The 20,558-nt window shown below is 55.1% G+C and carries 16 protein-coding genes and 3 rRNA genes; 4 read left to right on the plus strand and 15 right to left on the minus strand.

Annotated features, from left to right (window positions below):
* Window positions 1-5 precede the first annotated feature (5 nt).
* The 6 genes from rrf to ABMV07_RS13190 form a co-directional block, all read right to left on the minus strand.
* Window positions 6-122: ribosomal RNA gene (gene rrf / locus ABMV07_RS13165) — 5S ribosomal RNA — on the minus strand.
* A 150-nt stretch (window positions 123-272) separates the two neighbouring features.
* Window positions 273-3,357 (minus strand): 23S ribosomal RNA (locus ABMV07_RS13170).
* 356 nt (window positions 3,358-3,713) lie between these two features.
* Window positions 3,714-5,232, minus strand: a 16S ribosomal RNA gene (locus ABMV07_RS13175).
* Together the 16S, 23S and 5S rRNA genes form the textbook arrangement of a ribosomal RNA operon.
* A gap of 536 nt (window positions 5,233-5,768) precedes the next feature.
* Window positions 5,769-6,731: a hypothetical protein gene (locus ABMV07_RS13180; protein WP_088266198.1), complete on the minus strand. Its 963-nt coding sequence runs from the start codon at window positions 6,729-6,731 to the stop codon at window positions 5,769-5,771.
* A 52-nt stretch (window positions 6,732-6,783) separates the two neighbouring features.
* The gene (locus tag ABMV07_RS13185; RefSeq protein WP_197692282.1) at window positions 6,784-7,653 is read right to left on the minus strand and encodes an ABC transporter ATP-binding protein; all 870 of its coding nucleotides are present in this window, start codon (window positions 7,651-7,653) and stop codon (window positions 6,784-6,786) included.
* On the minus strand, window positions 7,650-8,024 hold the full coding sequence (locus ABMV07_RS13190) for a GntR family transcriptional regulator (protein WP_088266196.1): 375 nt from the start codon (window positions 8,022-8,024) through the stop codon (window positions 7,650-7,652). The genes ABMV07_RS13185 and ABMV07_RS13190 overlap by 4 nt, the downstream gene beginning before the upstream one ends.
* 238 nt (window positions 8,025-8,262) lie before the next feature.
* On the opposite strand from ABMV07_RS13190, the gene ABMV07_RS13195 reads away from it, so the two are divergent.
* A complete protein-coding gene (locus ABMV07_RS13195) occupies window positions 8,263-9,618 on the plus strand; it encodes an NYN domain-containing protein (RefSeq protein ID WP_197689844.1) in 1,356 nt (451 codons plus the stop codon).
* Between the two features lie 350 nt (window positions 9,619-9,968).
* On the opposite strand, the gene ABMV07_RS13200 is transcribed toward ABMV07_RS13195, so the two are convergent.
* The 5 genes from ABMV07_RS13200 to trxA form a co-directional block, all read right to left on the minus strand.
* Window positions 9,969-10,115 carry a hypothetical protein gene (locus tag ABMV07_RS13200; protein WP_374064709.1) on the minus strand — a complete coding sequence of 49 codons (147 nt, stop codon included), beginning with the start codon at window positions 10,113-10,115 and terminating at the stop codon, window positions 9,969-9,971.
* A 392-nt stretch (window positions 10,116-10,507) separates the two neighbouring features.
* Window positions 10,508-10,681 carry a hypothetical protein gene (locus ABMV07_RS13205; protein ID WP_374064710.1) on the minus strand — a complete coding sequence of 58 codons (174 nt, stop codon included), beginning with the start codon at window positions 10,679-10,681 and terminating at the stop codon, window positions 10,508-10,510.
* Between the two features lie 37 nt (window positions 10,682-10,718).
* Window positions 10,719-10,964 (minus strand): hypothetical protein, encoded by a 246-nt coding sequence (locus ABMV07_RS13210; protein ID WP_197690210.1) that lies wholly within the window; start codon window positions 10,962-10,964, stop codon window positions 10,719-10,721.
* 215 nt (window positions 10,965-11,179) lie between these two features.
* Window positions 11,180-11,938 (minus strand): PspA/IM30 family protein, encoded by a 759-nt coding sequence (locus ABMV07_RS13215; protein WP_088267106.1) that lies wholly within the window; start codon window positions 11,936-11,938, stop codon window positions 11,180-11,182.
* A gap of 171 nt (window positions 11,939-12,109) precedes the next feature.
* The gene (trxA, locus tag ABMV07_RS13220) at window positions 12,110-12,484 is read right to left on the minus strand and encodes a thioredoxin (RefSeq protein WP_088267105.1); all 375 of its coding nucleotides are present in this window, start codon (window positions 12,482-12,484) and stop codon (window positions 12,110-12,112) included.
* Between the two features lie 213 nt (window positions 12,485-12,697).
* On the opposite strand from trxA, the gene ABMV07_RS13225 reads away from it, so the two are divergent.
* From ABMV07_RS13225 to ABMV07_RS13235, 3 genes are all read left to right on the plus strand, one after another.
* On the plus strand, window positions 12,698-12,901 hold the full coding sequence (locus ABMV07_RS13225) for a heavy-metal-associated domain-containing protein (RefSeq protein ID WP_088267107.1): 204 nt from the start codon (window positions 12,698-12,700) through the stop codon (window positions 12,899-12,901).
* 167 nt (window positions 12,902-13,068) lie between these two features.
* The gene (locus ABMV07_RS13230) at window positions 13,069-15,324 is read left to right on the plus strand and encodes a heavy metal translocating P-type ATPase (RefSeq protein WP_088267104.1); all 2,256 of its coding nucleotides are present in this window, start codon (window positions 13,069-13,071) and stop codon (window positions 15,322-15,324) included.
* 98 nt (window positions 15,325-15,422) lie between these two features.
* Complete coding sequence (locus tag ABMV07_RS13235) at window positions 15,423-16,748, plus strand: MFS transporter (RefSeq protein WP_088267103.1); 1,326 nt, start codon at window positions 15,423-15,425, stop codon at window positions 16,746-16,748.
* Window positions 16,749-16,751: 3 nt separating this feature from the next.
* Here the strand turns inward: ABMV07_RS13235 and dnaB are convergent, their stop codons facing one another.
* The 4 genes from dnaB to rpsF all read right to left on the minus strand — a co-directional run bounded on the left by dnaB (window position 16,752) and on the right by rpsF (window position 20,549).
* Window positions 16,752-18,272 (minus strand): replicative DNA helicase, encoded by a 1,521-nt coding sequence (gene dnaB, locus ABMV07_RS13240; RefSeq protein WP_196981445.1) that lies wholly within the window; start codon window positions 18,270-18,272, stop codon window positions 16,752-16,754.
* Window positions 18,273-18,972: 700 nt separating this feature from the next.
* On the minus strand, window positions 18,973-19,425 hold the full coding sequence (gene rplI, locus ABMV07_RS13245; RefSeq protein WP_003853141.1) for a 50S ribosomal protein L9: 453 nt from the start codon (window positions 19,423-19,425) through the stop codon (window positions 18,973-18,975).
* A 130-nt stretch (window positions 19,426-19,555) separates the two neighbouring features.
* Window positions 19,556-20,137: a single-stranded DNA-binding protein gene (locus tag ABMV07_RS13250; RefSeq protein WP_196977262.1), complete on the minus strand. Its 582-nt coding sequence runs from the start codon at window positions 20,135-20,137 to the stop codon at window positions 19,556-19,558.
* Between the two features lie 124 nt (window positions 20,138-20,261).
* Complete coding sequence (gene rpsF, locus ABMV07_RS13255) at window positions 20,262-20,549, minus strand: 30S ribosomal protein S6 (RefSeq protein WP_003853145.1); 288 nt, start codon at window positions 20,547-20,549, stop codon at window positions 20,262-20,264.
* Between the last annotated feature and the right edge of the window lie 9 nt (window positions 20,550-20,558).

Below are 20,558 nucleotides of genomic sequence, written 5' to 3' on the forward strand. Positions count from 1 at the left end.
TTTTAGGTTGGCAGCGACCTACTCTCCCACACCCTCCCAGGTGCAGTACCATCAGCGCAATCGGGCTTAGCTTCCGGGTTCGGAAAGGGACCGGGCGTACCCCCGACACAATAACCACCAACACACACAACCAACCACCCACGGCGACAGGCATGCCATGCCAGACACTGCACAGCAGACGCAAGCAACACTTTTATTCATTCAAACCATCACCCACACAAAAAAAGGGGTGAGATGTCCATAATGCTTTATTATTCTTTTTGCTCGTTACACAATGTTATTACTCGGTCATATTAGTACCAGTCACCTTAACGCATTACTACGCTTCCAGATCTGGCCTATCAACCCCCTAGTCTAGAGGGAACCTCAAAAGAAACCTCATCTCAAAACAGGCTTCCCGCTTAGATGCTTTCAGCGGTTATCCCTCCCGTACGTAGCCAACCAGCCCTGCCACTGGCGTGACAACTGGCACACTAGAGGTACGTCCGTCCCGGTCCTCTCGTACTAGGGACAGCCTTCTTCAAGTTTCAACGCGCGCGGCGGATAGAGACCGAACTGTCTCACGACGTTCTAAACCCAGCTCGCGTGCCGCTTTAATGGGCGAACAGCCCAACCCTTGGGACCTACTCCAGCCCCAGGATGCGACGAGCCGACATCGAGGTGCCAAACCATCCCGTCGATATGGACTCTTGGGGAAGATCAGCCTGTTATCCCCGGGGTACCTTTTATCCGTTGAGCGACACCACTTCCACAAGTAGATGCCGGATCACTAGTCCCGACTTTCGTCCCTGCTCGACCTGTCAGTCTCACAGTCAAGCTCCCTTGTGCACTTACACTCACCACCTGATTGCCAACCAGGCTGAGGGAACCTTTGGGCGCCTCCGTTACATTTTAGGAGGCAACCGCCCCAGTTAAACTACCCACCAGGCACTGTCCCCAACCCAGATCATGGGCCAAGGTTAAGGTGCTCAATCCGATCAGAGTGGTATTTCAACTTTCGACTCCACAACCACTAGCGTGACCACTTCACAGTCTCCCACCTATCCTACACAAACCGAACCAAACACCAATACCAAGCTATAGTGAAGGTCCCGGGGTCTTTTCGTCCTGCCGCGCGTAACGAGCATCTTTACTCGTACTGCAATTTCACCGGGCCTGTGGTTGAGACAGCAGGGAAGTCGTTACGCCATTCGTGCAGGTCGGAACTTACCCGACAAGGAATTTCGCTACCTTAGGATGGTTATAGTTACCACCGCCGTTTACTGGGGCTTAAATTCTCCGCTTCGGACAACAATGCCCTAACAGGTCCTCTTAACCTTCCAGCACCGGGCAGGCGTCAGTCCGTATACATCAACTTCCACGTTTTCGCACGGACCTGTGTTTTTAATAAACAGTCGCTTCCCTCTATTCTCTGCGACCACCACCAGCTCAACCACGTCGGTCACCAGCAATGGTCCCCCTTCTCCCGAAGTTACGGGGGCAATTTGCCGAGTTCCTTAACCACAGTTCACCCGATCGCCTTAGTATTCTCTACCTGACCACCTGTGTCGGTTATGGGTACGGGCCATATATGCACTCGCTAGAGGCTTTTCTCGACAGTACAGGATCACCAACATCAACCACAAAGGTCTACGCATCACGCCTCACCCACTATGCGACACGGATTTACCTATGCCACGGGCCACACGCTTACACCACAATCCACTACATGGCTCAGCTACCTCACTGCGTCACCCCATCACTTGGCTACTACCAACGAAGATCCCACGCACATCACCACCAACCACACAAAAAGCATGACCAGAAGATCCATGGATGGTTAGTACCACTGATTCACCACTGGGCGCACATACACGGGTACCAGAATATCAACTGGTTATCCATCGACTACGCCTGTCGGCCTCGCCTTAGGTCCCGACTCACCCTGGGAAGATTAGCTTAACCCAGGAACCCTTAGTCATCCGGCGGAAAAGTTTTCCACTTTTCATTCGTTACTCATGCCTGCATTCTCACTCGCACACACTCCACACCATCAAGTCACCCAGGTGCTTCACAGCAGTGCACGACGCTCCCCTACCCAACCAACAAAAAATGCTGACTGCCGCGGCTTCGGCGGTGTACTTGAGCCCCACTACATTGTCGGCGCAGAACCACTCGACCAGTGAGCTATTACGCACTCTTTCAAGGATGGCTGCTTCTAAGCCAACCTCCTGGCTGTCTTCGCGATCCCACATCCTTTTCCACTTAGTACACCCTTAGGGGCCTTAACCGGCGATCTGGGCTGTTTCCCTCTCGACCAACGGAGCTTATCCCCCGCAGTCTCACTGCCATGCTTAACATTACCGGCATTCGGAGTTTGGCTGACATTGCTAAGATTGTAGTCCCGCTCAACCAACCAGTAGCTCTACCTCCAGCAAGAAACACACAACGCTGCACCTAAATGCATTTCGGGGAGAACCAGCTATCACGGAGTTTGATTGGCCTTTCACCCCTACCCACAGCTCATCCCCTCAGTTTTCAACCTAAGTGGGTTCGCGCCTCCACAACCTCTTACAGCTGCTTCACACTGGCCATGGGTAGATCACCCCGCTTCGGGTCCAGAACATGCCACTAACAAACACCCTCATTAGGATTCGCTTTCGCTACGACTACCCCACACGGGTTAACCTCGCGACATGCCGCTGACTCGCAGGCTCATTCTTCAAAAGGCACGCCATCACCCCACAAAAAAGGCTCTGACGGATTGTAAGCACACGGTTTCAGGTACTATTTCACTCCCCTCCCGGGGTACTTTTCACCATTCCCTCACGGTACTAATCCGCTATCGGTCATCATAAGTATTTAGGCTTACCGGGTGGTCCCGGCAGATTCACAGCAGATTCCACGAGCCCGCTGCTACTCGGGAACATCATCCACTCACATGCATGCACTTTCACGTACGGGACTCTCACCCACTACGGCAGGCCATTCCAAACCACTTCCGCTAACACACACATACACAAGCGAGGAGCCGGCAGCCTCCTCCAACAACGCCCCACAACACCACACACGCAACCCCTGCCAGGTATCACACGCATACGGTTTAGCCTCATCCACGTTCGTTCGCCACTACTAGCAGAATCATTAATTATTTTCTTCTCCTACGGGTACTAAGATGTTTCACTTCCCCGCGTCACCCCCACACCAGCTATACATTCACTGATGGGTAACCACACATAACCATGGCCAGGTTTCCCCATTCGGACACCCTCGGATCAACGCTCTATTGGCAACTCCCCGAGGCCTATCGCGGCCTTACACGTCCTTCATCGGCTCATAATGCCCAGGCATCCACCGTGTGCCCTTCACAAACAACACACATGTAACAAACAAAAACACCAAGAACAATTAAAGAATAAAGATTACTCGCGTCCACTATACAGTTCTCACACAACACACCAACCACAAGGTCCCATGACAGCACAACCAGCACACAACCAGCCACACCACACAAAACCACGTGAGTGATCAACCAGAACAACCACGTTGCCCCAGACACCCAACAGCGCACCAACACACACAAACAAGAAAAAACACACAACAACCACAAACACAACAACCACAACACCCTCACACCACACAGCGCGAGAAAAAACCATCATGGGTCACACGCATCCACCCGGATACAAAAAACAACAGGCAACAACTGTCACCCAACAATAAAAACTCCTTAGAAAGGAGGTGATCCAGCCGCACCTTCCGGTACGGCTACCTTGTTACGACTTCGTCCCAATCGCCGATCCCACCTTCGACAGCTCCTCCCACAAAGGTTAGGCCACTGGCTTCGGGTGTTACCAACTTTCATGACGTGACGGGCGGTGTGTACAAGGCCCGGGAACGTATTCACCGCAGCGTTGCTGATCTGCGATTACTAGCGACTCCGACTTCATGGGGTCGAGTTGCAGACCCCAATCCGAACTGAGGCCGGCTTTCAGCGATTCGCTCACCCTCACAGGCTCGCAGCGCGTTGTACCGACCATTGTAGCATGTGTGAAGCCCTGGACATAAGGGGCATGATGATTTGACGTCATCCCCACCTTCCTCCGAGTTAACCCCGGCAGTCTCTCATGAGTCCCCACCATAACATGCTGGCAACATAAGACAAGGGTTGCGCTCGTTGCGGGACTTAACCCAACATCTCACGACACGAGCTGACGACAACCATGCACCACCTGTATACAGACCACAAGGGAAAACGTATCTCTACGCCGATCCTGCATATGTCAAGCCCAGGTAAGGTTCTTCGCGTTGCATCGAATTAATCCACATGCTCCGCCGCTTGTGCGGGCCCCCGTCAATTCCTTTGAGTTTTAGCCTTGCGGCCGTACTCCCCAGGCGGGGCGCTTAATGCGTTAGCTACGGCACGAAAGTCGTGGAAGACCCTCACACCTAGCGCCCACCGTTTACGGCATGGACTACCAGGGTATCTAATCCTGTTCGCTCCCCATGCTTTCGCTCCTCAGCGTCAGTTACTGCCCAGAGACCTGCCTTCGCCATCGGTGTTCCTCCTGATATCTGCGCATTCCACCGCTACACCAGGAATTCCAGTCTCCCCTACAGCACTCAAGTTATGCCCGTATCGCCTGCACGCCCGGAGTTAAGCCCCGGAATTTCACAGACGACGCGACAAACCACCTACGAGCTCTTTACGCCCAGTAATTCCGGACAACGCTCGCACCCTACGTATTACCGCGGCTGCTGGCACGTAGTTAGCCGGTGCTTCTTATCTAGGTACCGTCACAAAAGCTTCGTCCCTAGCGAAAGAGGTTTACAACCCGAAGGCCGTCATCCCCCACGCGGCGTCGCTGCATCAGGCTTGCGCCCATTGTGCAATATTCCCCACTGCTGCCTCCCGTAGGAGTCTGGGCCGTATCTCAGTCCCAATGTGGCCGTCCACCCTCTCAGGCCGGCTACCCGTCGACGCCTTGGTAGGCCATTACCCCACCAACAAGCTGATAGGCCGCGGGCTCATCTCGTACCGAAAAAACTTTCCACCACACACACTAAAGCATGGTCCTATCCAGTATTAGACCCAGTTTCCCAGGCTTATCCCGAAGTACGAGGCAGATCACCCACGTGTTACTCACCCGTTCGCCACTCGAGTACCTAGCAAGCTAGGCCTTTCCGTTCGACTTGCATGTGTTAAGCACGCCGCCAGCGTTCGTCCTGAGCCAGGATCAAACTCTCCATAAAAAATCAGTCAAAAGACCAACCCTTTTAAGCTGGAACAAGCCCAACCAACTGGCTAAAAACCACCACAAACAACACAACATTGCCTGCGACTGGCAAAAAAATAAAAAATAATGATTTGCTCTATCAAAAACGTGGCCATCATCCCTTTGACGAGGAAAAATAATCATGACCACCAACACAACAATTCACAATAACCATCATGTTATTTACAAGCCATGGCACACTTGCCGGCCGTATGACAACATCACGTTCATCATCATTGCATATATCTTTTTCTTATCCGATCCCCACCCCATAAAAAGATGGGAACCAAAAGTACATTGGCACACTATTGAGTTCTCAAACAACACAATCACACCACCACACACCATCATTAACTAATGATGCCTAGCGGAAAATTACTTGTATTCTTGCCGACCAGCTTGTTTTCCTCCCGCCTACTCTCACTCATGTAAGGGGCGGTGTCGGTCGCGGCGACTTGATTAAATGTACACACCACGACCTGTTGACACAACTCCACAGGTCACAACAGGTTTTTAGGTAGATGTTCCCAACACATTGTCAGATTTTTCACTTTCAATCTCCCGATTGATCACATTTCGATACGCTACCCAGATCGAAACGGCGGTTGATACAACCATGGCTGCAATGAAATAGGGGCGGCAAGGCTCTGCCGCAAAGAGGGCTACCCATAGTGCGGCCACGCCGAATAGATGTACGATGCTAAAGAACTGTTTCCACCTCTTAGATAGAGAGGCTGCGAGAAAGATCCAACTCATCGTCGCTGGTGCGAGGGCGAGAAAGGCTAGTGATGGGGCGGCCCCGATGAGTTTGAGGTAGAAACCTGCGCATAGCCCCACGGGGATTTGTGCGATAATGAGAGCGCTTTGGACGGATAGCCAGTTGATTCGCCGATAGCCGGCAGCGACCCAGTTGTCTAAGGATTTATAGATCTCTTTCGTAGCTATCACCATTATGACGACCACTAGGCCGACGCCACTGCCGTAATTCGTCTCTCGAGGGTGCGAAAAATACCCGATCAGCACGCTTATCGTGCTACCAAGGAGCACAGCCGCCCAGATTTTTAACCATATCTTGACCATGGGCAAGATTATGAAGTCGAGGTGGGGACTTCGGAAAATATCTCCGCTTTGAGCCAGCACAGTTTCTGCGGGGTCTTCGTTTTTCATGCGAAAGGAGTCTCGGTATACCGTGGCGCAAATTCCGACGATGATGAATACAGTGAGCAGCGGCCATGGCGTATTTGTGCGCACGGCGGTAAGTGCTGCCATGACGAACATAAAGGTCGACGCTGCGACCGTGAGGCGGCGAACGTCGTGAAGCCATATCGACGTCGGGATGTTGAACGCTTGATATCGGGCGAGGTCGAGAGCATAGATCACGACGATCCCTAGCAATGCGCCCAGAAACGCCATGGATACCATCCCGATTGCCCAGGCGAATAGCCACACCACAACAACCATGCTGCAACTGAGCATTGATGCTCGGGACATGAGGCGGAGTATTCGGTACGAGGTGGACATGTGCATATCAATCACGCTCCAAGAACATCACGGCGCGTTCGAGCGAGACTTCGCGGGTTCGCAGACCAAGGGCGCTGGGCTGGCCCCATTCCTCGGCACGAGCTTCTGCTAGGATTTTTGCCACGCCACCGGCTGTATGCACCTCACCAATTCGACGCGCAGGGTGAGAAACGAAGCGCTCGATCGTGGCTTTGGGGCCGACTAGTTCTACAACGCGTCCGGTAATGGATTCCACGTCACCTTGGAGGGCAACACCATCTTTTTTGAGCACCATGACGGAGTCGAAAACGTGGGAGGCCTCGTTGATGTGGTGGGTGGACAGGATGATAAGTCGTGGGCAGCGTGCTTGTTCTGCGCGGAGTTCACGGTAGAAAAGGTCGCGGCTGGCTCTGTCGAGTCCGAGGTAGGGCTCGTCGAGAAGCGTGATGTCACAGGTGGCGCTGAAGGCGATGATGATACCGAGTGCGGATTTCTGGCCGCGGGACAGCGACCGATAGGGCTTATCGACGGGCACCTGGAAGGCGTCGATAAGCTGCGCACAGCGTGCCTCGTTCCAACGTGGACAGCGATGCTGGGCGAAGGATAGGAGCTTTGTGGCGCGCCATGTGGATGGGAGGGGGACGTCGATACCCATGAGCACGCAACGATCCATCACTTCGGGGTTATCAAAGGCGGGCCGGCCGTCGACCTCGACGACACCATCGCACCGCGACTGACCTGCAAGGATCCTCAGCAGGGTTGTCTTTCCCACGCCATTCGCACCGATAAGACCGTGGATAGCAGGCGAGGTGAGGTCGAAGGAGATGTTGCTCATGACTGGCACATTGGTGTCCGTGCCGTAGGTTTTGGACAGGTCACTGACATGAATCGTGGTCATTCGTAGAGTCCTCGGCTTTCTGCTACTCGGTCAATGAGGTCGTGGAGTTCGGTTTTAGAGATGGTGAGTTTGACGGCTTCGTCGACAAGCGGGGCAAGATAGGCCGCTGCGAAGTCGTCGCGTCGCCTGCCGCGGATCAGGTCGACGGCGTTGTCTGTGACAAACATGCCTAGTCCTCGTTTCTTTTCCAGCACGCCGGCGTCGACAAGCAATTGGAGACCTTTGCGTGCTGTGGCGGGGTTGATGGAGTGAAACGCCGCGAGCTCATTGGTGGAGGGCGCGCGCTCGCCGGAGGAGAGGGAGCCTTCCACGATGGAGTCTTCAATCAGTGCTGCGATCTGCCGAAACAGGGGGGCCGTTGTTTCATCCACCTTCACCACCACCCAGTTGGTTGGTTACCCATGTAACTAACCATAGAACCAAAGGGCGCCACCCGACAATAAAAGTGACCATACACACCCCAAACCCCATAACCCCCGAAAATAAAAGCACACTTAGCCAGCCGTTTTACCGTAGCGTATCGACGTACCCCCTAACATACGGCACACTGGATAACCAGAACCCACAAAATAAATTATTTAGAACAATGAAACGGACAGCACAGGAGCCATGCTTGAACGCACACAGGTCTTCGTCGATACCTCATATTTACTCGCGAGCTTTTATAACTCGTGGGAAATCGGCGCTCGCGCACAATTAGAAATCGATCTACCCGAGGTCGTGGCCACCTTGGACAACATGATCCACAATCAACTCGGCCAACCAGTACACCGCCAATTCTGGTACGACGGCATCCCAGAATCCGGCCCACACCGCTACCAGCGGGCACTGCGCACATGCGACGGAGTACAACTTCGCGCAGGTCAACTCATTGAATGGGGCGAACGACGCACCCAAAAGGCCGTCGATACCCGCCTCGTCGCCGACATGGTTCTCGCTGGCATACGTAGAGAATTTACCGACATCGTCCTGGTCTCCGGCGACGCCGACATGATCCCAGGCGTCCAAGAAGCAGTCAACGCCGGCGTCCGCGTCCACCTCTACGGATTCGGATGGGACTCCATGAGCTCGGCCCTCCGCCACGCCTGCGACTCCACCACCATCTTGGACCCCCGAGAAGACTTCGCCGACTGCATGCAGCTCGAAATCCTCGAAGGCCCACTACCTCCCGTCGTGCGCAATCCCGACGAAGAAGGGGAAGAAGGCGAATTCCCCACCGCAGCCGCCGAAGCCGCTGCCGACACAACAGTTACGACAGGCACAACGGACACCGAGGCAACGCCCCCAGTGCCAACGCCAGAGCAGGTCGCAGAGAAAAACCAGCGGGAAGTACCAACCGCACCCATCCCATGCCCGCAGCGTCCAGGGGAACCAGCGCTATCGGAAGAAGACTGCATGGCGGAAGTCCCCGCGAAAATGCCCAATCCAGTGGCACCTAAGCCCGGCGCGCACCTGCCCGTCGAAACGCCAGCACCCGCGCCTACCGCCATGCCTGCGCCGACACCCAGCAGCAGGACGGTTCGCGTGACCTCCACCGTGGAGGAATCCCTTGAGGTGAGGGTAAGCAACTCCACAGAACCAAACGTCGAGGCAGAAGAAGCCGACGCCCCAGCAACGCCACGGCCGGCACCGAACCCCTCAATGATGGCACCGCGCCGTAAGCTGCGTTCACGCTACGTACCGCTGCCCAACGAGGTGTGGGCATCCGCCGGCTACCAAACGCCTTTCGACGTCGGCCAGCAATACGCCCTCTGGTGGTTCGATAACGCAGCCACCCCTGTGCAGCGCGATTCCGCCCATCTATTATCAGGCGGCGGGCTGCCCCCAGAGATCGATCGCCCCTTGCTCCAGTTCGCTTGCGAGACTCTCCACGAGTACACGCTGACTGAAGCACAGCGCGTGGGACTACGCGACGGTTTCCACTCCGGCATCCGCGGAGTTTTGATTAATAATCAGAATTCTTAATCGGCCCCGCCGAGTACACATAACCCCCTTGGTTGTTCAGGAGAAAAACTCGTCAACCAAGGGGGTATGCGCTTTATTGGCTCTTCCGGTTTTAGAGTGCATTGATTAGTTCGCCGGGGGTTCGGGCGCGGCACTACGCAGAGTAGGACGTTTTCCACAACCATGGCTTAGCTGGGATTGGCTGGCGTTGGTGGGCGTTGGTGGGCGTTGGTGGGCGCGCCACCCCCACTCACCCCCGAAAAGACGGCACTTCACACCAAATCCGCCCAAACGACCGGTTTTCTTGCGATTTGGTGTGAAGCCCTGAGAAAAATCCTTCGAAATACCCCCGTTTAGTAGCTCTTCCGGTTTTAGAGTGCACTGATTATGTGTCGCATGTTGACGGCGTGAATCAGGCACCACAAAATGTAGTGGTCGAAGCAGACGAAGATGTCCTTGCAGCACTTGTTCATGATCCTACCCAACTGCGCGATCTCAGCGATCCTAGCGTCTTTCATACCAATCAAGCGTGTCAATGAGCATGCTCATGGCTTTGTTAGCTGCTTGCTTGTTGGTAGTAGTACCAGGTCTGTTGTAGCGGCGCGTAGCCGTCGTCGAAGTCAAACAGTTTTTCAAGCCTCCTACGGGGCTTGTCAGTCAGCAGGTGCATGGGTGGTCAACAGTGTTGTCCGGTTGCGGTAGAGCAGGTCTTTGCTCCCGGCCACGCCGGCCTGTTGTTTCTCACTAAAGCTTGGTGCGGCACGTGGTGAGCTTGCACCGGCTAGGCGTACAACGTGGAATAGGTCTATGACTTAGGTGGTGTTGAAAATGACGTCGCCAGCGGCGGTGGCATAGCCTTGGAAGCTGTCCATGCTGGTGATGGTGACCTGATTATGAAACTTCGCTTTGATTATTCAGCCATGTCCGCAAACGCGTCAGTGTTTCTTCCTGGGGCAACGTCAAGAAGCTGGGTGGGGCGGATGACGTTTCCATCGCGCCATGTGTGTCGGTTGTGCGACCAGCGATGCTCATCAACACCGATGATCTTGACCCCGTTGAGGTAGTGCTTGTCGTTGTAGATCACGTCGCGGACAGTGGCTAAGGCCAAGGCGTTGCGGGATTCAGTGGGTCACCTTGTCCGTGGTCGTTGAATTGTCGGGTGCGTAGGTAAGGCCAGTGCGGAAGATCTTTTTGTAAGTAGTGCTTGTTGGTGCACCGGTAGTGTGGGAGGCGTACATGAAGGCGGTTGGGTAGCTGATGGTGGGTAGATTGACTAGGCTGCGGATGACGTGGTCGCGGATTACTTTAGGCTGCCCGCACTTGGGGCATTCATTGATGGGCTCGGCTTTGATGATGGTAACTATCACCGTGTTCTGTGGCCCTGGTAATAGTTTCTCCTAGTTCTGCGGTGCGGTAGATGGTATCGACGATGGCATTTCCGTTGGGCTGCACAGTAGGTCCTTAGTTTTGAGGTGGATGGATTAGACACCCTTATTCCTACAAAGCCAAGGATCCTAGTATCTTGTGCCATGCCCGAACCCCGGCGAACTAATCAATGCACTCTAAAACCGGAAGAGCCGCTTTATTTATCCGCTGGTGGCTCTTCCGAACCGGCGGAGAGCTCGCCACGCATCTGGGCGCGAATGGCATCAAGTTTGGCGCTTGCACGCATGTCACGCTCACTGGTGGTGGCTTCGATCTCATGGATACGCTCATTCATCGAGGACTGCATGAGCTCTTGAGAGCCTAAAGCATCGGCGTAACGACGCTCAGTCTTTTCCCGTATGCTGTCCATCGTAGGCACATCGCGGTCAGGATCAATGCTGTTGATCTGATCGCTTGCAGCTACTGCAGCTTCCTGCATTTTTGTCTGCTGCGCCTGGGTGGTCAGCTCATTGATCTGGGACAGCTGCTCGTGTAGGTGAGCTTCTGACTGTTTAACCTGCTGGGTTGCCTGTTCAGCCGCTTGCTCGGCTTGCTGGTGCAGAGTGGTGGTCTGCTCGATCTCGGATTCCACGCCTACCAGCTGTGAGGCATATACCTCGGCAGCATTGAGGTACTTGTGTTGCTCTGCCGGATCTGTCGCATTATCGCTAAGAGTGAGAGCTTGGCGAGCTTTTTCTTGGATAGACTGTTGGTCCTTGAGCAAGCGGTTGAGCTTCATCTGCAGCCGGTTGCGGTTACCAATCACAGCGGCAGCTTGTTGCTCGATGTCCGCGTGTTGTTTCTTGGCAGCCTCGGCAGCTTGTTTGATCTGGATAATGGGATCAGCATTTTCTTCGATCTTGTTATCCAGTGATGCGGTTAGGTACTTCCACCCCTTGGAAAACGGATTCGGCATTGTTCCTCGATTCTTCTACGGAACCCCCCACGCGTGAGAGGGTTGGGGGCCTGCGCACAGCCTTGCTCACTAGTTTACGACGTTTTTGTATGACATGAACCAGATCAATAATGAGATACAGGTAAAAGCAAACCCCATGCAGGGGTGCCGCATGGGGGTGAGCTTAATAGTTTAGTTCTCGTTTTGAGCGTTTTGTTCAGCGATCTGACGCTTCACGTCTTCCATATCCAAGCCCTTCACCTGAGTGATCAGGTCTTCTAGAGCTGCTGGTGGCAAAGCACCTGCCTCACGGTAGACCATGATGCCATCGCGAAAGATCATCAAGGTTGGGATGGACTGAATCTGTAAAGCTGCAGCAAGACCTTGGTTTGCTTCGGTGTCGAGCTTGGTAAAGACGGCATCGGAGTGGTTCTCAGAGGCCTTCTCGTAGGTGGGGGCGAATGCACGGCATGGTCCGCACCAAGAAGCCCACGCGTCGACCAGCACGATGCCATCCTTGGTAACGGTCTGCTCGAAAGTGTCTTCGGTGACGTCGATGGTTGCCATGTATGCTCCTTCGTTAAAGATTTTTTGAGGTTTCGTGCTTCTCAACTACGGTACCCCTATTCTTATTCCCGCTGTGCGTCATTACTGCAAGATCACTTGAGTTATTTTCACCTAAGATGGGGTGACATCTCGCGGGTGCGGTTTCCTATTAAAACTCAGATGTGCAAATCTGTAGTCAATTATTTAGAGCACCCAAGGAATAGAGGCGTGGAAATGAAGAAGAATTATCGTGTTGACGGGATGACCTGCCAGCACTGTGTTGCATCTGTGACGGAAGAACTGCTCGAGCTGCCTAGCACCCAAGGTGTTGACGTAGATCTGGAAACTGGACGCGTTATAGTCACCGGTGAGGATTTCACCGATGCTGAGGTCAAGGCTGCTGTTGAGGAAGCTGGTTTTACCCTTCGTGAGGATTAATTCTGTCTGCTCTGTGTAGCTGCAACATGTGTGCGGCCCCCAGCGCGAGTTTTGGCTCTGCGCTGGGGGCTTTGTGCTGCGGAATTTAGTTCTTGCGCGCGTTGTTATTGATTGGTAAGCCTAGTGATAATGTGCACCAATAAATTGCAATACGAGAAGGTGGCTCGATGACCAACGCCGCGGTAGAGATAGATTTCGGGGTGACGGGCATGACATGTACGTCGTGTTCGGCACGTGTGGAGCGCAAGCTCAACAAGGTTGCAGGTGTGGAGGCTACGGTCAACTACGCGACGGAGACGGCGTCGGTACGCTACGATCCAGCGTCGACAACGCCCACGCAGCTTATCGACGTCATCCGCGGCGCTGGTTACGATGCCTTCGAGGTAACCGAGTCTGAGCCCGCTACCTCGCTTGACGACGCCCCCGCTACCGCAGACCCCAGCGATACCGCACGTGATCGCCACGCTGAGGAGCTTAAGACCCGCTTGGTGTACTCGGCCGTGTTGGCTCTACCAGTGTTTTTGATGTCCATGTTTGGGCAGCTGCAGTTTAACAACTGGCAGTGGCTGGCCTTTGCGCTCGCATCGCCAGTGTATTTCTGGGGTGGCTGGCCATTCCACCGCGCGACGCTGCGTAACCTCCGTCATGGTTCCTTCACCATGGACACCTTGATCTCCTTAGGCACGTCGGCTGCGTATCTGTGGTCGGTGTGGGCCTTGTTTATCGGCAATGCTGGCGATCCAGCTATGCGTATGCACATGAGTTTTACGGCTCATGCTCATGGCGGCGTGGACGAGATTTATCTTGAGTCAGCCGCCATGGTGATTGTGTTCTTGCTGCTGGGGCGGTGGTTTGAAACTCGTGCGAAGGGGCGAAGCGGGGAGGCGCTGCGTTCCCTACTTAACCTTGGGGCGAAGGATGCCGCCGTTATTCGCGATAACCGTGAGGTTCGTATACCCATCCAATCGCTGCAGGTAGGCGACGTGTTTGTCGTGCGCCCTGGTGAGAAGATCGCCACGGATGGTGTGGTTGTTGAGGGTACTTCCGCTGTGGATCAGTCGATGATTACCGGCGAGTCTGTCCCTGTTGAGGTTTCTCAAGGTTCTCACGTTACCGGTGCAACAATGAACACCTCTGGGCGTTTGCTGGTCACTGCCCAGCGCGTGGGTGCCGACACCACCCTGGCGGCCATGGGTCGACTGGTTGCTGAGGCGCAGTCGAATAAAGCGCCGGTTCAAAAATTGGTGGATAAGATTTCGCAGATCTTTGTCCCCGCAGTGATCGTCATTTCTTTGATCACGCTGGCGGTTCACCTTGCCACGGGGTCTGCTACTGCCGATGCGTTCGCAGCCGCAGTAGCCGTACTGATTATTGCTTGCCCTTGTGCGCTAGGTCTTGCTACCCCTACCGCATTGTTGGTGGGTACGGGCCGTGGTGCTCAAATGGGTTTGGTCATCAAAGGCCCTGAGGTGTTGGAGCAGGCACGAAACATCGACACGGTGGTGTTGGACAAGACCGGAACGATCACAACGGGCGACATGCAGGTCCGTAAGGTTCATGCGCTTTCCGACTGGCAGGAACAGGATGTGCTGCGGCTTGCAGGTGCGGTGGAGCATGCCTCTGAGCACCCGATTGCCCGCGCGATCACGGCGGCAGCTGTGGCTCAGACTCGTACTGGCACTCTGCCCAAGGTGACGGACTTTAAAAACCAGGCAGGTCACAGCGTTGCTGGCACCGTAGAGGATCACCGAGTGTGGGTGGGTCGCCCATCCGACGGCGAGGCTACGCAGCAGGTCAAGGCCGCGGAAAATGAGGGGGCTACGTGTGTGGTGGTGCGTATCGACGACCACCTCGCCGGTGTGATCAGTGTGCGCGACACTGTGAAAGAGCACGCTCGACTCAGCGTGGAAAAACTCACCGCTATGGGGCTTACTCCGGTGCTGCTGACTGGCGATAACGCCGGTGCCGCCGCCGCAGTGGCCCGCGAGGTGGGTATCCCTGCCGACCGCGTGATTTCCGGTGTGCTTCCAGAAAACAAAGTCCAAACGGTCGAACAGCTGCAACGCGAAGGCCGCGTGGTTGCCATGGTTGGCGATGGCGTGAATGATGCAGCCGCCCTCACCCAGGCCGATTTGGGTCTTGCAATGGGTGCTGGAACCGACGTGGCCATCGAGGCTTCCGACATCACCATCATGAACAATGATCCGCGTTCCATCGCAAATGCGATCAATCTCTCACGACGCAGTTTGCGCACCATCAAAGGCAACTTGTTCTGGGCTTTTGCATATAACGTGATCCTTATTCCGGTAGCTGCGTTAGGCCTGCTTAACCCTATGTTCGCAGGAGCTGCAATGGCGCTAAGTTCAGTCTTCGTGGTGACTAATTCGCTTCGTCTTCGCAGCGTACGCAGCGTATTTTCCTAGCAAAATCTATCCCCCGTTATGACGTGGTAATTGCAAGAAACGTCACAATCTGGTTTGTTTCTTGGAAAACCTTAAACCACTTATTTTAGGGAGGCAGCGTGCTAGGCGCTCAACAAAGTCCACCACTTACCCGCAACCAGCGCCTCGACCTGTTGCCACTGAATAGTCAACACAAACGCCTCCTTGTCGGGTCCGGCCTCGGCTGGGCCCTCGACGCCATGGACGTCGGCCTGATCTCCTTCGTCATGGCAGCCCTGATCAAACACTGGGGACTCACCCACGGCCAAACATCCGTACTGGCATCAGCAGGATTCGTCGGCATGGCCATCGGCGCCACCTTCGGCGGCCTCCTTGCAGACAAGTGGGGGCGTCGCAACGTATTCGCTCTCACCCTCCTCGTCTACGGACTTGCCACCGGCGCCTCCGCGCTAGCCGGTGGCCTCGCTGTATTGATCGTCTTACGCTTCATCGTCGGACTTGGCCTCGGCGCCGAACTCCCCGTGGCCTCCACCCTCGTCTCCGAATTCGCACCGCTGCGCCACCGCGGCCGCCTCGTCGTCATCCTCGAAGCCTTCTGGGCCGTCGGCTGGATCCTTGCCGCCATCATCGGCGCCTTCGTCGTCTCCGCCTCCGAATCCGGCTGGCGCTGGGCGCTCGTCCTAGGTTGTGTTCCCGCCCTCTATTCCGCCTACGTGCGCAGCTCACTACCCGAATCCGTCCGCTTCCTCGAAGCCCGCGGCCGCCACGACGAAGCCGAAGCCGCCGTCCAACAATTCGAAAAAGCCAGCACAACCATCCCCGACACCCCCGCCATCGCAACCGAAGACCCCGCCGACCAAGCAGACTCCATCTTCGCCCCCAACATGCGCCGCCGCACCTTCGGCCTATGGACAGTCTGGTTCTGCATCAACCTGTCCTACTACGGGGCCTTTATCTGGATCCCTTCCCTACTCGTTGCCGACGGCTTCTCCTTGGTCAAATCCTTCCAGTTCACGCTGATTATCACCCTGGCACAATTCCCAGGCTACGCACTAGCCGCATGGCTCATCGAAATCTGGGGCCGCCGCACCACACTGGCAGTATTCCTCCTCGGCTCCGCCGGCTCCGCAGCCCTCTACGGATTTGCCGACACCACCGCATTCATCATCGCCGCCGGCTGCTGCCTCTCCTTCTTCAACCTCGGCGCGTGGGGCGCACTCTACGCCATCAGCCCAGAGCTCTACCCCTCCCAAATCCGCGGCACCGGCACCGGATCAGCAGCAGGATTCGGCCGCATCGCGTCCATCATCGCACCACTAATCGTTCCCCCCATCGTGGCCGCCGCAGGCACCCCAGCGCTCTTCGCGCTCTTCGGGGCTGCCTTCCTCGCCGCAGCCATCGCCGCCTTCACCCTGCCCGAACAGCGCGGCAAGGCCCTCGTCTAGGCGTTAGCCGGCGTGTGGCATATCCACGAACCGCGAGTAGTGCAGTTGGTGAGCCACCTGGATGGTGTCGATAGGACCACCACGGTGCTTAGCCAAAATAATATCAGCCTCACCAGCGCGCTCATTCTCACGGTCTTGGGAGTCTGGACGGTACAGCAGCATAACCATATCGGCATCCTGCTCCAACGAACCGGATTCACGCAGGTCGGCAAGCTGCGGGCGCTTATCAGTACGCGACTCCGGACCACGGTTTAGCTGCGAAATCGCAATAAGCGGAACATCCAGCTCCTTAGCCAGCAGCTTAAGCTGACGCGAGAACTCCGACACCTCTTGCTGGCGCGACTCCACACGCTTACCCGAGCTCATCAGCTGCAGGTAGTCCACCACAATCATCTGCAGATCATGCTTCTGCTTCAAACGACGCGCCTTCGAACGAATCTCCATCATCGTCAAATTCGCGGAGTCATCAATATAAATAGGGGCCTGCTCAATCTGCCCCACGCGTGTGGCCAACTTCGCCCAGCTGGAATCGTCGAGACGCCCAGAGCGCATATCCGACAACTTCACCTCAGCCTCCGCCGACAACAAACGCATCACGATCTCGCTCTTTGACATTTCCAAAGAGAAAATCACAGCAGCCTTGTCATGCTTAATCGCACACGAACGCACAAAATCCAGCGCGATCGTCGACTTACCCACACCAGGACGGGCAGCCACAATAATCATCTGGCCACCATGCAGACCATTGGTCAGGTTATCTAGATCCACAAAGCCCGTCGGCACGCCCTGCGCCAAGCCGCCATTCTCCGAGATCATATCGATCTCATCCATTGTTGGACCCACGATGTCAGCTAACACCGCATAATCCTCAGCCTGGTTCTTCTTAGAAACCTTGAACACTTCCTGCTGAGCACGGTCAATAACCGACTCAACCTCAGCGCCCTCAGTACCCTCATAGCCCAACTGCACCACACGAGTACCAGCGTTAACCAGCTGACGGAGCAACGACTTCTCAGCCACAATCTCCGCATAATAACGAGCATTCGCAGCCGTAGGCACCGAAGAAATCAGCGTGTGCAAATACGGCGCCCCGCCCACACGTTCCAGATCATTATTACGATCCAAACGCGCAGCCACGATCACTGGGTCGATCTCCTTGTTATCGGAGAACAAGCCAACAATGGCCTCAAAAATCAACTGATGCGCAGGGCGGTAAAAATCCTCCGCAACCAGCAACTCCACCGTATCGATCACCGTTTGCGGGCTTAGCAGCATCGCCCCCAACACGCCCTGCTCAGCCTCCGCGTCATGAGGAGGCTGACGGAACTCGGTGCTCGCCATCGCCGCTTCACGACGCTTATAGCTCCTGCGCTCCCGCTGCACTGGCACATCCGAGGAAGCCGGCGGGGCCGGATCATACACCTCTACCTCGGCGTACTCTGCCTCCGCATAATCTGCGGTATCGGAAGGAACATCCGCATCACCCGGTGGGACATAATCGTCATCAAAACTGGGCGTGGTCATTCCTACACATCCTCCATCGACACGGCCTTATCACTATTTCTTGTGGGATCTTTGTGCGTGTTCGTACTCATCTTCGTTCCAACACGCATTTTTACCCCGAAAACACCGCGCTTATTCTACGTGATATTTCTTACCCCACAAAGTTATCCACAGGTTTATACACAGGGGTGTGATTTTCCTACAGAATCGCACGTCAACTATCCCCATATTTTCCACAGAGATTGTGGATAACTTGTGGATAGTTGTGCGGTTCATGTTGCTTGTTTTCTATACATGCAGGTCAAACCGTATATCTGGCAACTGCACACACTGTGGATAACTTTGGTTCAGCTTTTCAACCAGCAAGTTTGACAACTTGACTCGAGACATTCCACTTCTCGTCATGTCACCCCACCGAATGTGAGAATTGGGGGTAACAGCACTTTTTACACGCTTCTAGAAGAAAGTTATCCCCAAGTAGTGACCCTTCTAGGTGTCCTTCCGTTGCAAGATGAACTTAGACCGGCAAGTTTGACGATAAAGCATATTTGATACAGGAAACCGGACTGATTTCCCTGCGCTGCAACACACCCCCCAGAATCCAGTCCCCACCCCGAAATAGCCTTAAGGCCCCGACCCAGATCGTGTAGATCTAGGCGCGGGGCCTTAAGGTTGCTGTTGTCGTTGGGCTACATCTCGTGTAGCCGTCGTCAGACGCTTGTTAAGCGGCTACGACCTCGAAGTTAACCGTTGCTGCGATGTCGGAGTGCAGCTTCACGTTCACTTTGTAAGCGCCGGTGGCCTTAACAAGGCTCTTTGGCAGCTCGATGGAACGCTTGTCCAGGTTCGGACCGCCAGCCTTTTTAACGGCAGCGGCGACATCCTCGGCCTTTACAGAGCCGAAGAGCTTACCCTTCTCAGAAGTGCGGACTGCAACAGAAACACCCTCAAGTGCTTCCAGCTGAGCCTTAACTTCGCGTGCGTGATCCAGGTCGCGAATCTCGCGAGCTTCCTGGGCGCGCTTGATGCCCTCAATCTGCTTCTCTGCGCCGCGGGTGGCAACAATTGCCAAGCCGCGGGGAAGCAGAAGGTTACGTCCGTAGCCGTCCTTAACCTCGACAATGTCGCCAGCGACACCGAGGTTTTCAACGTCAGCGGTGAGGATCAGCTTCATGATCCCTGCCTTTCGTGGTACTAACCGAGACCCGATTTCTCATCACGCGTGTGGTGGGAACCGAAGCGGCTCGGTGAAGTTTGATTAAAAGTTGATATGTGGTGCAAAGAGATTCGCCGTTATAAGTGGCTTAGAACGGTGGATCTTGCTCCGCACCGCCGAATCCACCTGCTTGCGGGGCACTGCTCCATGGATCATTGGCTGGTGCAGCACTCTGGGAGTTCTGCGGGCCACCTCCGAAGCCACCTTGAGAAGCACCGAATCCGCCACCTGAGTTGCCTCCGGTGTTTCCGCCGAAACCACCCTGAGAGCCGCCGAAGTTTCCTCCGCCGTTTCCACCCTCGCGAGGGTTACGGTTCACGCTTGCTGCTGCGTAGCGTAGGGATGGGCCGACTTCGTCGACCTCAAGCTCCATGACGCTGCGCTTTTCGCCCTCACGGGTTTCGTAGGAGCGTTGACGCAAACGGCCAGTGACGATCACGCGCATGCCCTTGGTCAGGGATTCTGCGACGTTTTCGGCAGCTTGGCGCCAAATGTTGCACTGCAGGAACAAGGCTTCGCCGTCTACCCACTGGTTCGTTTGAGAGTCGTAACGACGCGGGGTGGAGGCAATACGGAAGTTTGCCACCGCTGCACCGCTAGGGGTGAAGCGAAGCTCCGGATCAGCAACGAGGTTGCCGACAACGGTTATGTTGACATCTCCTTGTGCCATGTTCTGCCTTTCTGTACAACACCGAACTCGTTAAACGCATTCAGTGTGATTGTGCGCGGTAAGCGAGGTTTCTTCGCTGTACGCTAGATTGATTCGTGCTGCGCGCTAAGCAATCCGTGACGGATTACTTGTCGCCACGCAGAACCTTGGTGCGCATAACGCTGTCGTTCAGGTTCAACACGCGGTCGAGCTCTAGAACGGTTGCGGATTCGCAGGTCAGGTTAACGACGGCGTAAATGCCCTCTTCCTTCTTGGCGATCGGGTAAGCAAGACGGCGCTTGCCCCAGATATCAACCTTTTCCACGGTGCCGTTTTCCTTGCGGACGATCTCGAGGAACTTGTCCAGGGACGGGGCTACAGTGCGTTCATCCTGGGAAGGATCCAGAATAATCATTACTTCGTAGTGACGCACGGACCTCAT

This window comes from Corynebacterium belfantii (genome assembly GCF_041898185.1).
In the GTDB taxonomy this organism is placed as follows: domain Bacteria; phylum Actinomycetota; class Actinomycetes; order Mycobacteriales; family Mycobacteriaceae; genus Corynebacterium; species Corynebacterium belfantii.